The 13,365-nt window shown below is 69.4% G+C and carries 12 protein-coding genes; 8 read left to right on the top strand and 4 right to left on the bottom strand.

Going from position 1 to position 13,365, the window contains the following annotated elements; translation table 11 throughout:
* Positions 1 to 34: 34 nt before the first annotated feature.
* Together DCN14_RS03200 and DCN14_RS03195 are read right to left on the bottom strand one after the other, a co-directional pair.
* Positions 35 to 1,123: a porin gene (locus DCN14_RS03200; RefSeq protein ID WP_172441872.1), complete on the bottom strand. Its 1,089-nt coding sequence runs from the start codon at positions 1,121 to 1,123 to the stop codon at positions 35 to 37.
* A gap of 357 nt (positions 1,124 to 1,480) precedes the next feature.
* Positions 1,481 to 2,368, bottom strand: a complete 888-nt coding sequence (locus tag DCN14_RS03195; RefSeq protein WP_096500161.1) for an IclR family transcriptional regulator — start codon at positions 2,366 to 2,368, stop codon at positions 1,481 to 1,483.
* 294 nt (positions 2,369 to 2,662) lie between these two features.
* Between DCN14_RS03195 and DCN14_RS03185 the strand changes: the two genes are divergently transcribed.
* The 8 genes from DCN14_RS03185 to DCN14_RS03150 all read left to right on the top strand — a co-directional run bounded on the left by DCN14_RS03185 (position 2,663) and on the right by DCN14_RS03150 (position 10,989).
* Positions 2,663 to 3,745 (top strand): ABC transporter ATP-binding protein, encoded by a 1,083-nt coding sequence (locus DCN14_RS03185; protein ID WP_096500165.1) that lies wholly within the window; start codon positions 2,663 to 2,665, stop codon positions 3,743 to 3,745.
* The gene (locus DCN14_RS03180; RefSeq protein WP_096500167.1) at positions 3,746 to 4,723 is read left to right on the top strand and encodes an ABC transporter permease; all 978 of its coding nucleotides are present in this window, start codon (positions 3,746 to 3,748) and stop codon (positions 4,721 to 4,723) included.
* Positions 4,720 to 5,514, top strand: a complete 795-nt coding sequence (locus tag DCN14_RS03175; protein WP_096500169.1) for an ABC transporter permease — start codon at positions 4,720 to 4,722, stop codon at positions 5,512 to 5,514. Before DCN14_RS03180 ends, DCN14_RS03175 begins: the two co-directional genes overlap by 4 nt.
* Positions 5,515 to 5,516: 2 nt before the next feature.
* Positions 5,517 to 5,861, top strand: a complete 345-nt coding sequence (locus DCN14_RS03170) for a (2Fe-2S)-binding protein (protein WP_096500171.1) — start codon at positions 5,517 to 5,519, stop codon at positions 5,859 to 5,861.
* Complete coding sequence (locus DCN14_RS03165) at positions 5,858 to 7,291, top strand: NAD(P)/FAD-dependent oxidoreductase (protein ID WP_096500173.1); 1,434 nt, start codon at positions 5,858 to 5,860, stop codon at positions 7,289 to 7,291. The genes DCN14_RS03170 and DCN14_RS03165 overlap by 4 nt, the downstream gene beginning before the upstream one ends.
* Positions 7,284 to 8,435: an FAD-binding oxidoreductase gene (locus tag DCN14_RS03160; RefSeq protein ID WP_096500175.1), complete on the top strand. Its 1,152-nt coding sequence runs from the start codon at positions 7,284 to 7,286 to the stop codon at positions 8,433 to 8,435. The genes DCN14_RS03165 and DCN14_RS03160 overlap by 8 nt, the downstream gene beginning before the upstream one ends.
* Positions 8,432 to 9,478 carry an ABC transporter substrate-binding protein gene (locus DCN14_RS03155; protein ID WP_096500177.1) on the top strand — a complete coding sequence of 349 codons (1,047 nt, stop codon included), beginning with the start codon at positions 8,432 to 8,434 and terminating at the stop codon, positions 9,476 to 9,478. The genes DCN14_RS03160 and DCN14_RS03155 overlap by 4 nt, the downstream gene beginning before the upstream one ends.
* Before the next feature lie 173 nt (positions 9,479 to 9,651).
* Positions 9,652 to 10,989: an MFS transporter gene (locus DCN14_RS03150; RefSeq protein ID WP_096500179.1), complete on the top strand. Its 1,338-nt coding sequence runs from the start codon at positions 9,652 to 9,654 to the stop codon at positions 10,987 to 10,989.
* A gap of 134 nt (positions 10,990 to 11,123) precedes the next feature.
* Here DCN14_RS03150 and DCN14_RS03145 read toward each other — a convergent pair whose 3' ends face one another.
* Together DCN14_RS03145 and DCN14_RS03140 are read right to left on the bottom strand one after the other, a co-directional pair.
* Positions 11,124 to 12,137 carry a 3-hydroxybutyryl-CoA dehydrogenase gene (locus DCN14_RS03145; protein ID WP_096500181.1) on the bottom strand — a complete coding sequence of 338 codons (1,014 nt, stop codon included), beginning with the start codon at positions 12,135 to 12,137 and terminating at the stop codon, positions 11,124 to 11,126.
* The gene (locus DCN14_RS03140; RefSeq protein WP_096500183.1) at positions 12,134 to 13,240 is read right to left on the bottom strand and encodes an NAD/NADP-dependent octopine/nopaline dehydrogenase family protein; all 1,107 of its coding nucleotides are present in this window, start codon (positions 13,238 to 13,240) and stop codon (positions 12,134 to 12,136) included. The genes DCN14_RS03145 and DCN14_RS03140 overlap by 4 nt, the downstream gene beginning before the upstream one ends.
* Positions 13,241 to 13,365: the final 125 nt, after the last annotated feature.

Here is a 13,365-nt window from a genome sequence, read left to right as displayed (position 1 = left end):
TCTCCTCCGGAAGACGCGCGAACGCGTCGGAACATCAGAACTTCTGACGGATGCCGACCACCACCGCCACTTGCGACGTCGTCGACGACGGGCTGTCGGTGCCGTCGATCCACGCGCTGCCGACACCCGACGACGCCTTCTGGTAGAAGCCGTTCACGTACACGTCGGTACGCTTGGACAGCAGGTACTGCACGCCGGCCGACACCTGCTGATAGTGGCCGCTGTCGTCGCCGCGCGCGACCTGCGTGTACGTGTAGCCGGCCGCGGCCATCAGCGCGGGCGTGATCATGTAGCGCAGGCTGCCTTCGTAGTTGTTGAAGCGCAGCGCGCCGCCCGTCGCCTGGCCGAAGTTCGAGCCCGTATACAGCAGCCCGAGCGTCGCCGGCCCGATCGCGTAGCTGCCGCCCGCGCCCCAGATCTGCTGGCGCACCGCGCTCGACAGGCCCGCGCCGAACACCGATGCCGAGGCGGGGAAGTAGTTGTCGGATGCAACCGCGCCCGTCGCGCTGCTCGCCGGATGGTTCATGCGCGCATACGCGACGCCCGCGTTTAGCGGCCCATTCGCATACGTGAGCCCCGCGCTCCAGCTGTTGTCGTTCGCGAAGCCCGTCGAGTTCGAGAACCCATACATCAGGTTCGCCTGCAGGCCGGCGATCGTCGGCGACACGTACTTGACCGCGTTGTTGGTGCGGAACGTGTTGTTGATGTCGTCGTTGTCGAACGGGTGCGTCGAGTACTGCGCGAGGAAGCTGCTCATCTGCAGCGAGCCGAGGATGTCCTGCGTCGAGTTGTACTGGCGGCCGAGCGTCACCGCGCCCCAGTTCGTGCCGCTCAGGCCGACCCAGGCGGAACGGCCGAACATCCGGCCGCCCTGGCCGAGCGCGCCGTTCGCGACGTTGAAGCCGTTCTCGAGCCGGAAGTTCGCCTGCAGGCCGCCGCCGAGATCCTCGGTACCGAGCAGGCCCCAGCGCGGGCCCGATTCGTTGCCGCCCGTGAACTGCCACAGCGCGTGGCCTTGCGCGTTGTTCGTGTAGGTCACGCCCGCGTCGACGATCCCGTACAGCGTCACCGACGACTGCGCATGCGCGGCGCCTGCAAACAGCATCGCGATGGCCGCGCTCATGCACGCGACGCCCGTGTTCCTGCCCATCATTCGCACCATCTCCGTCATCTCCTCTCCAAACCTGCTTGTCGATGTTGTGTTGTGTTTTGTGGATCCTGTTCATACGCGCCGGTCAGCTTGTATAGACAGTCGCTGGATGGTATCCAGCCACAACTGCATCAAGAAATGAAATGTTTTACTGGCAGGCAGTTGAAAATCGAATGGGAGATGGAAGACCGGGAGACGAGCAGAGCGGGTGCGCTCCGCAAGAAAAACGAAAGGCGGCAGGTCCGCTGGGCGCGGCGCGTTTTGCTCAGACGTGAAGGGTCGGCGTAAGCAAGCTGACGAAATGGCGATACGCGGCGACGCACGCGACGGCTATGCGGTTTTCCCGGATAGACCGTGCATCGGACGCCGCAGCGCGGCGTCGAACGGATTCGTGCGCGGGCCGATCGCATCGGCCTGCCGCCTGAGCAGTTCGACGACCATCGGCATCCGGTCGTCGCCGAGGCGCGACGCCAGCGTGCCGACGCTCAGCGCGCCGACCGGATAGCCGGTGCGATCGAGGATCGGCACCGCGACGCCCGCCATTCCGTCGAGCACGCCGCTGTTGCGGCCCGCGTAGCCGAGTTGCCGCACGCGTTCGATCTCGGTGCGCAGGTACACCTCGTCGAGCACGCCGTAGCCGCGAATGCGCGGCACGTTGAAGCGGATCACTTCCTCGCGCTCGGCTTCCGGCAGGAACGCGAGGATCGCGAGGCTGCCCTGCCCGACACCCAGCGCAATGCGCCCGCCGATGTCGCCGGTAAACGACCGGATCGGGAACGGCCCTTCGCACAGGTCGAGACACACGGCGTCGAAGCCGCTTTTGACGAGCAGGAAGATCGTCTCGCCGAGGCTCGCGCACAGCCGCAGCAGCGCGGGCCGGCACAACGTGCGCATGCTGCTCGGATTGCCCGCCAGCGCGGCCAGCGCGAAGAAGTCGACGCTCAGCCGGTACAGCTTCGACTGCTCGTCCTGTTCGACCATTCCTTCCGCGATCAGCGACTGCAGGATCCGGTGCGCGGTGCCCTGCGTGAGGCCGACGGCCTTCGCGAGATGCGTGACCCGCACGCCGTCCTGCTGCATGCCGGCCAGCGCGCGCAGGATCGCGAACGCCCGCTGCAGCATGCCGGTGCCCGGCGCGCCGGCGGTCTCGGCCGGGTCCTCGTCCGGGTGCGGCGCGGGCGCGGCCGGCGACGTTCCGCGCGAATGGGGTGCCTGCATGCCGGCTCTCCTCGATGATTTCATTGAACGGAATACGGTAGCCGCCATTGTCGTCGCGCCGGCACTTCCCGGGCATCCGGGTGTGCACGGGATTGACTCGTGCGATTCATGGCCTCGGCGCCCTTCATTCAACGGAACGATTTTCGTGCGATACGACGATCAATTCCATTCATCAGAATTTTTTCGAAATACCTCTCGATGAGCAGAATCCTAAATTGACGCTCCGAAATATGGCTGGCTAGAGTCCGCATCAACGACGCACCGGCGATCCGGTGTGCGAACCCGGAGCTCCCCATGTCGTTTCTCACGCTTACGGATCTGACGAAATCGTTCGGCGGGCTCACCGCCGTCGCGGACGTCAACCTGTCGGTCGAACAGGGCGAATTCGTGTCGCTGCTCGGCCCGTCCGGCTGCGGCAAAACCACGACGCTGCAGATGATCGCCGGCTTCGTCGACGTCACGCGCGGCCGCATCGCGCTCGACGGGCAGGACATCACGCACATGAAGCCGAACCGCCGCGGGCTCGGGATCGTGTTCCAGAGCTATGCGCTGTTTCCGCACATGAGCGTCGCCGAGAACGTCGGCTTCGGCCTGGACATGCGCGGTGTCGACAAGGCGACGCGCGCGGAACGCATCCGCGCGGCGCTGTCGCTCGTGCGCCTCGATGCGTTCGCGCACCGCTTTCCGCGCGAGCTGTCCGGCGGCCAGCGGCAGCGCGTCGCCATTGCGCGCGCCGTCGTGATCGAGCCGCCGGTGCTGCTGCTCGACGAGCCGATGTCGAATCTCGATGCGAAGCTGCGCGAGGAAATGCAGTTCGAACTGCGCGCGATCCAGCGCAAGATCGGCACGACGACGATCATGGTCACGCACGATCAATCGGAAGCGCTGTCGATCAGCGACCGCGTGGTCGTGATGGAAGCCGGCCGCATCACGCAGACCGACACGCCGTACCGCGCATACGAACGCCCCGAGAACCGCTTCGTGTCGCAGTTCATCGGCAAGGCGAACCTGCTGCCCGGCACGATCGTCGCGCACGACGGCGACACGATCCGCATCGACCTCGGCCACGAGCTCGCCGAGACGGGACATGCCGCGCACCTGCCGGCGCACGAGCGCGACATGCGCGTCGGCGACGCCGTGTCGGTATGCATCCGCCCCGAGAAGCTGCGACTGTGCGCCCCCGGCGCCGGCCGCTTCGCCGCGACGGTCTCGAGCCGCTTCTTCCTCGGCAGCCAGTGGCTGTATCGCGTCGACAGCGCGCTCGGCGAAGTGCTCGTGTGCTGCCAGAACGAAGGCGCGGAGCCGCTCGACGAAGGCATGCCGGTCGGCGTCGACTGGCACAGCGACGCAGTGCGCGTGATGCGCCGGGAGGCCTGAATGCGACAGCCTTCCCGCCCGCTCCCGAGCGACGGCGCACCGGGCAGCCTGGCGCACCCGGCCGCGGCCGATGCCGCACCGGCGCGCGCCGCCGGCCGCCGCGCGCCGAACGCGACGTGGCGCGCACATGCGCCGCTGTGGCTGATGTGCGCGCCCGCCTTCGCGCTGTTCGCCGCGCTCGTGCTCGTGCCGCTCGCGATGACCTTCGCGCTCACGTTCTATCGTTTCGACCCGGCCACCGGCCCGATCGCCGCGTTCCAGTTCGGCAACTACGCGGAAGTGCTCGGCTCGTCGTACTTCCACACGATCTTCGCGCGCACGTTCGGCATCGCCGCGCTGACCACCGCGATCTGCGTCGCGATCGGCACGCCCGAAGCGTACGTACTGTCGAAAATGCGCGACCCGTGGCGCTCGCTGTTCCTGCTCGCGATTCTCGCGCCGCTGCTCGTGTCGGTCGTCGTGCGCGCGTTCGGCTGGAGCATGCTGCTGAACACGGGCGGACTCGTGAACCAGGCGCTCGGGCTCGTCGGCCTCGGGCCGTACAAGCTCGAATACACGACCTTCGCGATCGTGATCGCACTCGTGCACGTGATGCTGCCGTTCATGGTGATCCCCGTATGGACCGCGCTGCAGCGGCTCGATCCGCAGACGGAACACGCGGCCCTGTCGCTCGGCGCATCGCCGTTCACGACGCTGCGCCGCATCGTGGTGCCGCAGCTGATGCCGGGCGTGCTGTCGGGCAGCCTGATGGTGTTCGGGCTGTCGGCGAGCGCATTCGCGATTCCCGGCCTGCTCGGCGGACGCCGTCTGAAGGTCGCGGCGACCGCCGTCTACGACGAATTCCTCGGCTCGCTGAACTGGCCGCTCGGCGCGACCATCGCGGTGCTGCTGCTGGTCGCGAACCTGATCGTCATGCTCACCTACTACCGCGTGCTCGAACGCCGCTACGCGCGCAGCCTCGGAGGCGCTTCCCGATGAGAAAGAACGGCCCCTTCGCCCTCGCGTTCCACACGCTCGTGATCCTGTTCGTGCTCGCGCCGCTCGTGATCGTCGTACTCGTCGCGTTCACGCCCGACGAAACGCTGACGCTGCCGACGCACGGACTGTCGCTGCGCTGGTTCCGCGCGATCCTCGACTATCCCGACTTCATCACCGCGTTCTTCAACAGCGTGAAGCTCGCGTTCGCGTCGGCGACGCTGTCGCTCGCGATCGCACTGCCCGCCGGCCTCGCGATCGGCCGCGCGGCGTTTCCCGGCCGGGCGTTCCTGAACGGTCTGCTGCTGTCGCCGCTCGTGATCCCGGGCCTCGTGCTCGGCATCGCGCTGCTGCGCTTCTTCGCGCTGATCGGCGCAACCGGCTCGTTCGCGTGGCTGGTGGTCGCGCACATGGTCGTCATCACGCCGTTCGTGATGCGGCTCGTGCTCGCGTCGGTCGCCGGCCTCGACCGCAGCGTCGAGCAGGCCGCGTGCTCGCTCGGCGCCGACCCGTGGACGACGTTCCGCCGCATCACGCTGCCGATGATCGTGCCCGGCATCACGGGCGGCTGGCTGCTCGCGTTCATCAACAGCTTCGATGAACTGACGATGTCGATCTTCGTCACGTCGCCGCAGACGGTCACGCTGCCGGTGCGCATGTACATGTACGCGACCGAATCGATCGATCCGATGATGGCGTCGGTATCGGCGCTCGTCATCTTCATCACCGCCGGCGCGATGCTGCTGCTCGATCGCGTGTACGGCCTGAACCGCATCCTGATCGGCCAACATTGACGATGACTTCCGTTTCCCGTTCAACCGATACCGTGGACGACGGCGCGCAATTCGTGCGCGTCGCCGAACGCGAGCGCGCCGCCGTCGCGTTCATGCTCGACGGCCGTCCCGCGCAAGCGCTCGCCGGCGATACCGTGCTCACCGCGATCCTCGTCACGCAACGCCGCGTGCGCGCCAGCGAATTCAGCGGCCAGCCGCGCGCCGGCTTCTGCCTGATCGGCGCGTGCCAGGACTGCTGGGTGCGCACCGAAGCCGGCGCCCGCGTCCGTGCATGCTCGACGCCGATCGCCGACGGCATGCGAATCCTCACCGGCGCGCCGTGCGGCGTCACCGGAGACGCATCATGAGCGGCGCGACGCAACCGGTGATCGTCGGCGCGGGACCGGCCGGCGTGCGCGCGGCCGAAGCGCTCGTCGACGCGGGGCTGCGCCCCGTCGTGATCGACGAGAACGCGCGCTGGGGCGGCCAGATCTACCGGCAGCCGCCCGCCGACAGCGCGTTCGTGCGCGGCAAGCGCGCGCTGTACGGCTTCGAGGCGGCGAAGGCCGACGCCGTTCATCGGACGATGGCCGCGCTGCTGCCGCACGTCGACTACCGGCCGAACACGCTCGCGTGGGCGTGCGGCGCGGGCCGCGTCGACACGCTGCAGGACGGCCGCGAAAAAACCGTCCCGTTCTCGCACCTGATCGTCGCGAGCGGCGCGACCGACCGCATGCTGCCGGTGCCGGGATGGACGCTCGCGGGCGTCTACACGCTCGGCGGCGCGCAAGTCGCATTGAAGGCGCAGGGCTGCGCGATCGGCCGGCGCATCGTGTTCGCGGGCACCGGGCCGCTGCTGTATCTCGTCGCGTATCAGTATGCAAAGGCCGGCGCGCAGATCGCGGCCGTGCTCGACACGAGCCCGCTGCGCCGGCAGGCAACCGCCGCACCCGCGCTGCTGCGCATGCCGTCGACGTTCGCGAAGGGGCTCTACTACATCGGCTGGCTGCGCGCGCACGGCGTCGCGATCGAAACCGGTGTCGTGCTCGAACGCGTACTCGGCGAGCGGCACGTCACCGGGCTCGCGTGGCGGGCGGCCGACGGCGATGCGGCACCGCGCATGATCGAATGCGACGCGCTCGGCCTCGGCTTCGGGCTGCGCTCGGAAACGCAGCTGGCCGATCTCGCCGGCTGCCGGTTCAGCTTCGATCCGCTCAACCGCGCATGGTTGCCCGAACGCGACGCGGCCGGCCGCACGTCGGTGCGCGGCGTCTACGTCGCCGGCGACGGTGCCGGTATCGCCGGGGCCGATGCCGCGGAGGCGTCCGGGCGACGCGCGGCGCTCGCCCTGCTCGACGATGCCGGCATCGCGTCGCCCGCGCCGGCCGGCAAACCCGACGCCGCCACGCTGGAACGTACGCTCGCACGGGTCGGCGCGTTCCGCGCGGGCCTCGAGGCGGCGTTCGCGCCTCCGGCCGGGCTTGCCGCGCGCTGCCCGGACGACACGATCGTGTGCCGCTGCGAAGAGATCGACGCCGGCACGCTGCGGCGCTGCATCCGTGCCGGCGAAGCGACCGAACTCAACCGTCTGAAAGCGCTGACCCGCGCCGGCATGGGCCGCTGCCAGGGCCGCATGTGCGGCGACGCGACCGCGCTCGTGCTGGCCGCCGAAACAGGCCGGGCGCTCGCCGACGTAGGCCGGTTGCGCGCGCAACCGCCGGTGAAGCCCTTCCCGGTCTCCGCCGCGCTCGCGGGCGACGATGTCGCGGCGATTCCCGACGAGGCGCGCGATGAATGAGATCCGCCATTACGACGTCGCGATCGTCGGCGGCGGCCTCGTCGGCGCATCGGCCGCGCTGGCGCTGACGCGGCGCGGCCTGCGCGTCGCGTTGTTCGAGCGTCGCGACTGCGGCGCGCAGGCGAGCGGCGTGAACTACGGCGGCGTACGCTGCCAGGGCCGCCCCGCCGAGCAGTTGCCGCTCGCGCTGCGTGCGCGGCGCATCTGGGATCGCCTGCCCGAACTGATCGGCATCCACGGCGAATTCGTCGTGTCGGGTCACTTGCGGCTCGCCCGTAGCGATGCCGATCTCGACGCGCTCGATGCATACGCGACGCTCGCCGGCGAGCACGGCCTGCCGCTGCAGGTGATCCGCGGCGACGCGTTCCGCCGTCGCTACCCGTGGCTCGGCCCCGCAGCGCTCGGCGGCTCGCTGTGCGCGAGCGACGGGCACGCGAACCCGCGCATCGTGTCGCCCGCGTTCGCCCGTGCGGCCCGCGCGGCCGGCGCCGAGGTCTTCGAACACACCCCCGTCGACGACGTCCGCCACGACGGCACACGCTTTCACGTTCGTGCAGGCGCGCGCGCCTGCACCGCGACCTGGCTGGTCAACTCGGCCGGCGCATGGGCGAACACGATCGCCGAGCGCTTCGGCGAAGCCGTGCCGATGGAGGCGATCTACCCGAACATGTGGGTGACCGAACCGCTGCCGCCGTTCATCGCGCACAACCTCGGCGTGTACGGGGGCGGCGTGTACGCGCGGCAGGTCGCGCGCGGCAACTGCGTGATCGGCGGCGGGCGCGGCCGCGGCGACGGCGAGTTCGGCCAGCCGTCGGTCGATACGACGCGCGCGGTCATGCGCGATGCGTGCGCGCTGCTGCCCGCGCTGCGCGACGCGCTGCTGATCCGCACGTGGAGCGGCGTCGAGGGCTGCACGCCGGATCACAACCCGATCATCGGCGCGAGCCGTACCACGCCGAACCTGCTGCATGCATTCGGCTTTTCCGGCGGCGGCTTCCTGCTCGCGCCGGGTGTCGGCGACGTGCTCGCCGATCTCGTCACGACCGGCGAAACCGCCACCCCGCTCGATGCATTCTCGATCGGCCGCTTTGCACCGCAAACGACGCCGACCGCCCCTTTCCGTCAAGAGGAGACCCAACGATGAAACTGCTCGGAACGATCGCGGCGGCTGCCGCTCTCTGCATCGCAGGCGCCGGCGCGCCCGCGTTCGCACAAACGAAGACGATCTACGTCGGCATGAACGGCGGGCCGATGGAAAAGGCCTACACGAGCCAGGTGTTGCCCGACTTCGAGAAGGCGAACGACGTGAAGGTCGTCGTCGTGCCCGGCACGTCGTCGGACGTGCTCGCAAAGCTGCTCGCGAACCGCAACAAGCCGCAGATCCACGTCGCGTTTCTCGACGACGGCGTGATGGCGCGCGCGGTCAGTCTCGGCGTGTGCCAGAAGCTCGACGATTCGCCGGTGCTCAAGGAGCTTTATCCGTTCGCGCGGATGAAGGACGACGTCGGTGCGGGCGTGCAGCTCGGGATGACCGGCATCGCGTACAACAAGAAGCTGTTCGCGGAGAAGGGCTGGGCGCCGCCGACGTCGTGGATGGATTTCGCCAATCCGAAATACAAGGGCAAGGTCGTGTTCCAGTCGGCATCGAGCAGCACGTTCGGGCTGCACGGATTCCTCGCGATCAACCGGCTGCTCGGCGGCAACGAACAGAACGTCGAGCCCGGCTTCAGCAAGTGGGCGAGCACGGTCGGGCCGAACGTCGTCGAGTACATCCCGAACTCGGCGAAGATCTCCGAGATGGTGCAGACCGGCGAGGCCGCCCTGTTTCCGCTGACGCCGACCGGCGTCGGCGACCTGCAGGACAAGGGCATTCCGGTCGCGTATGCGAACCCGAAGGAAGGCCCGGTGCTGCTGCTCGTCGACCTGTGCGTCGTCGCGAACAATCCGGACCCGCAGCTGGCGCAGAAACTGGCGCAGTTCCTGCTGTCCGCGCCCGCGCAGACGAAGGCCGCCGAGGCCGGCAAGCAGATCCCGACCAACCGCCTCGCGAAGATGCCCGCCGCGATGCAGCAAAGCCTCGGCAACATCGACGATCTCGTGCGCAAGGTGACGGTGGTCGACTGGACCGCGATCAATGCGCACCGCGCGCAGTGGGATACGCGCTGGAACCGGCAGATCGAGCGGTGACGCGGTGCGGCGCGAGCGGGCACGGCCGCGCGCGCCGCGACCATCATTTGCGGGAATGATGACACCCCCCTTTTTCTGCGGATTTGACCGGGGCCGGCAGGGCCGACAACACTAGCCCGCAGTGCCGCATGGATCCGAAAGACGGCACGCGCCCGCCCCCTTCAGAGTCCGCCATGTACCCGACCGACACCGTGCAATCCCCGAGCGCCGCCCGGCCGCTCGCCGACCGGCAGCTTCGCCGGATCGTCATCGCCTCCGTCGCCGGCAACGCGATGGAGTGGTACGACTTCTTCGTGTACGGCACGGCCGCCGCGCTCGTATTCGGCCACGTGTTCTTTCCGCCCGGCGCATCGCCGCTCGCGGGCAGCCTCGCCGCGTTCGCGGCGTTCGCGCTCGGCTTCGTCGCGCGGCCGCTCGGCGGCATCGTGTTCGGCCACATCGGCGACCGCTACGGGCGCAAGACGTCGCTCGTGTGGACGCTGCTGATCATGGGCGCATCGACGTTCGCGATCGGCCTGCTGCCGACCTACGCGCAGGCCGGCCTGTGGGCGCCGGCCGCGCTCGTCGCGCTGCGGCTCCTGCAGGGTGTCGCGTCCGGCGGCGAATGGGGCGGCGGCGTGCTGATGATCAGCGAGAACGCGCCGCCCGAGCGGCGCGGCTACTACGCGGCATGGAGTCAGCTCGGTGTGGGCGGCGGGTTCGTGCTGTCGTCGGCCGCGTTTCTCGCCGCACAGGCGCTGCCGGACGACGCGTTCCGCGCGTGGGGCTGGCGGCTGCCGTTCCTCGCGAGCATCGCGATCTTCGCGATCGGCATCTACATCCGCCGCCATCTGCCGGAAAGCCGCGACTACGAGCAGGCCGGCAAGCGCGGTGCGCACACGCATCTGCCGATCGTCGAGTGCGTTCGCCGCCATCCGAAGGAAATCCTGCTCGCGATGGGGCTGCGCGTCGCCGAAAACGGCGGCGCCTACATCTTCCTCGCGTTCTCGCTCGTCTACGGCAAGTATGTCGGCATCCCGAACGGCGTGATGCTGACCGGCGTGATGATCGCGATGATCGTCGAAATGGGCGCGATGCTCGCATGGGGCCGGCTGTCCGACCGGATCGGCCGCAAGCCCGTGTACCTGATCGGCGCGCTGAGCCTGGTCGCGTGCGCGTTCCCGTTCTTCTGGCTGCTCGACACGCGTGCGACGCCGCTCGTATGGCTCGCGCTGACGGTCGGCACGGCGGTCAGCCACGGCGCGATGATCGGCACGCTGCCCGCGCTCGTCGGCGAGCTGTTCAGCACCGAGGTGCGCTACTCGGGCGTCGCGCTCGGTCACGAAGTCGCGTCGATCTTCGCGGGCGGGATGTCGCCGCTGATCGCGACCGCGCTGCTCGCGCGCTATCACGCATCGTGGCCGGTGTCGCTGTTCCTCGTCGTGCTCGGCCTCGTCACCGTCTTCACGCTGTGCGTGATGCGCGAAACGCGCGTCGTGCGGGCTGGCGATTCGCACGGCGACGGGGCGTGAGCGTGCGGCGCGCCCGCACGCAGGCCGGGCCACGTCCGCCCGCCTGCCGCAGCCGATGCAGCAGCGCGTCGTGCGGCGCGGGCATCCTCACCCTGCCCGCACCGGCCGGCGCCCACGCTGCCCTGCCGCGACGGCTACATACCCGATGCCCGCTCCCGCGCGCCGTCGAATACCGGCGCCAGCCCCAGATGATCGAGCAGGCGCCCGAACTCGCCGAGCCGCTGCCGCATGTACGCGGCGACGTCGACATCCGCATAGTCGTGGAACCCGGCACCCGTGCGCACGCCGTCGCGCCCGGCCTCCATGTTGCGCACGACGCTGTCGGCGGGCGCGAACCGCGGGCCGATCTCGCCGGCCAGGTACTTCGATGCGTAGTACAGGATGTCGCATCCGCCCCAGTCGATGAATTCGAGCAGGCCGAGCACCGCGAAACGCGGGCCGAAGCCGGTACGAATCGCCGTGTCGATGTCCGCGGCGCTCGCGACGCCCTCCTCGACCATGCGCGCGGCCTCGTTCATCGCGAGCGCCTGGATGCGCGGCACGATGTAGCCGGGCGCCGGCCCGCAGATCACCGGCTTCTTGCCGACCCGTTCGAGCAGCGCGGCCAGTGCGTCGACGACGCGCTGTTCGGTCGCGCCGCTGCGGCTGATCTCGACGAGCGGCATCAGCAGCGCCGGGTTCAGCCAGTGCGCGTTCAGCATCCGTTCGGGATGCGCGACATGGCGCTGCAGCTCGGTGACGACGAACGTCGATGTCGTCGACGCGATCGTTGCGCGCGCATCGACATGCTCGCCGAGCCAGCACAACGCATCGGCCTTCGCGTCGAGCACTTCGGGCAGCGCTTCGAAGACGATGCCGGCGTCGCGCACCGCAGGCGCTGCATCGTCGCGCGCCACCAGAGCGATGCGCGCGACGACGGCCTCGGCCTGCGCGCCGTCGATACGCCCGAGCACGACCTGAGCCTGCAGCGGCCGCAGGATCTCGCCGCGCGTGCGATCCTCGAACGCACGCCATCCTTGCACATCGCGCGGCTTGAAGTCGATCAGCGTCACGTTCAGGCCCGCGAACGCGAACACGAGCGCGATCCCCTGCCCCATGCGTCCCGCGCCAAGCACGTGCACGCGCGTCACGTCGGTGGCGGCCGTCATGCGGCGTACCCCGCTTCGAGCAGCGCGCGCATCGCCTCGCGCGACAGCGCGGCAACGCCGAGCCCGTCGAGCGTGCGGCCTTGCGCGTACAAATCGCGGCCGGTGACCGCCGACGCGACGCTCAACAGCCCCTGCGCGACCGGCGTCGGCACATTCGCGAAACGCCCGCACGACACGATGAACGACAGCCCGAGCCGGGTGTCCTCGAGCATGTAGCGATGCGTGCGCAAATCGATCTTCTCGCGCCAGTCGCCGCTATCGGTCAGCTTGCCGTGCGCGCCGCGCCCGTACATCCATTCGTCGCCGTCGGTCGCGTAGTGGTCCGCCAGCGGGAAATGCGGCGCGCGATAACCGAGCGCTTCGCGCACCGCGATGCGTTCCACATCGAGCGCGTTCGTCACGCGGCGGATCGACGGTTGCGTGCCTTCGTTGTGGATGTCCCATGCGTCGAAGTGTTCGAGCGGGCCGGCGTTCATCAGGATCAGCGGCGGATGGATCACCGGGCCCGCATTCATCAGCGCGCCGGACAACGCGTCCTCGACCGGCTCGACCGACGGATAACCGGCGCGCAGCACGTCGAACGCCCAGCCGGCCGCATGCGCGGGAAACACGCCGGTCGGCAGCCGCGTCGCGTACGCGCTGATCACGACGTCGTTGTCGCCGTGCTTGCGCACCAGGTAAGGCAGCGTGCCGGTCTCGGCGAACGCGACGCGTGCGCGGTTGCCGGCATCGGCGGCCGCACGTGCGAACACGAAACTGCCGAACGTGCCGGGCGGCAGGAACACGACCTGGTCGTCTTCGAGCAGCGGCGCGACCTGCGCGGCGAGCGCATCGTGCGACGTGGCCGGCAACGGCACCACGACGAGCCGCGCGCCGCGCAGTGCGGCCGCGAGATCGTCGGTCAGGCGGATCGCGCCGGGCGCGTCGCCGAGCGGCACGGCGCGCTTGCCGCGATAGTCGATCACCTGCAATGCGCCGAGCTCGCGCAGCCGCGCATGCGGCTTGCGATCGCGCCGCCACCACGTCACGTCGTGCCCCTTCTCGAACAGATCGATCGCCGCCGCGTGGCAGCCGTGGCCGCCGCCCAGTACACATACCTTCATCGTTGTCTCCCGGTGAGTGAATGTTTCCGAGACTACGCGGCGAGCCCCGGCGCGTCGCTTCAAAACGCGCAACGGCACGCCCGTTCGCGCAACGCAATCGCGGCGGCGCCGGAAGCGCCGCGCCA

Origin of the sequence: Burkholderia sp. IDO3 (genome assembly GCF_003366075.1) — a bacterium.
GTDB lineage: Bacteria > Pseudomonadota > Gammaproteobacteria > Burkholderiales > Burkholderiaceae > Burkholderia > Burkholderia anthina.
This window is presented reverse-complemented; position numbering and strand designations above follow the sequence as displayed.

What these genes read in the sequence shown, in the direction of transcription:
- DCN14_RS03200 (WP_172441872.1), bottom strand. Translation starts at nt 1,123, where the DNA reads ATGAGCGCGGCCATCGCGATGCTGTTTGCAGGCGCCGCGCATGCGCAG.
- DCN14_RS03145 (WP_096500181.1), bottom strand. Translation starts at nt 12,137, where the DNA reads ATGACGGCCGCCACCGACGTGACGCGCGTGCACGTGCTTGGCGCGGGA.
- DCN14_RS03175 (WP_096500169.1), top strand. Translation starts at nt 4,720, where the DNA reads ATGAGAAAGAACGGCCCCTTCGCCCTCGCGTTCCACACGCTCGTGATC.
- DCN14_RS03140 (WP_096500183.1), bottom strand. Translation starts at nt 13,240, where the DNA reads ATGAAGGTATGTGTACTGGGCGGCGGCCACGGCTGCCACGCGGCGGCG.
- DCN14_RS03155 (WP_096500177.1), top strand. Translation starts at nt 8,432, where the DNA reads ATGAAACTGCTCGGAACGATCGCGGCGGCTGCCGCTCTCTGCATCGCA.
- DCN14_RS03165 (WP_096500173.1), top strand. Translation starts at nt 5,858, where the DNA reads ATGAGCGGCGCGACGCAACCGGTGATCGTCGGCGCGGGACCGGCCGGC.
- DCN14_RS03170 (WP_096500171.1), top strand. Translation starts at nt 5,517, where the DNA reads ATGACTTCCGTTTCCCGTTCAACCGATACCGTGGACGACGGCGCGCAA.
- DCN14_RS03150 (WP_096500179.1), top strand. Translation starts at nt 9,652, where the DNA reads ATGTACCCGACCGACACCGTGCAATCCCCGAGCGCCGCCCGGCCGCTC.
- DCN14_RS03185 (WP_096500165.1), top strand. Translation starts at nt 2,663, where the DNA reads ATGTCGTTTCTCACGCTTACGGATCTGACGAAATCGTTCGGCGGGCTC.
- DCN14_RS03195 (WP_096500161.1), bottom strand. Translation starts at nt 2,368, where the DNA reads ATGCAGGCACCCCATTCGCGCGGAACGTCGCCGGCCGCGCCCGCGCCG.
- DCN14_RS03160 (WP_096500175.1), top strand. Translation starts at nt 7,284, where the DNA reads ATGAATGAGATCCGCCATTACGACGTCGCGATCGTCGGCGGCGGCCTC.
- DCN14_RS03180 (WP_096500167.1), top strand. Translation starts at nt 3,746, where the DNA reads ATGCGACAGCCTTCCCGCCCGCTCCCGAGCGACGGCGCACCGGGCAGC.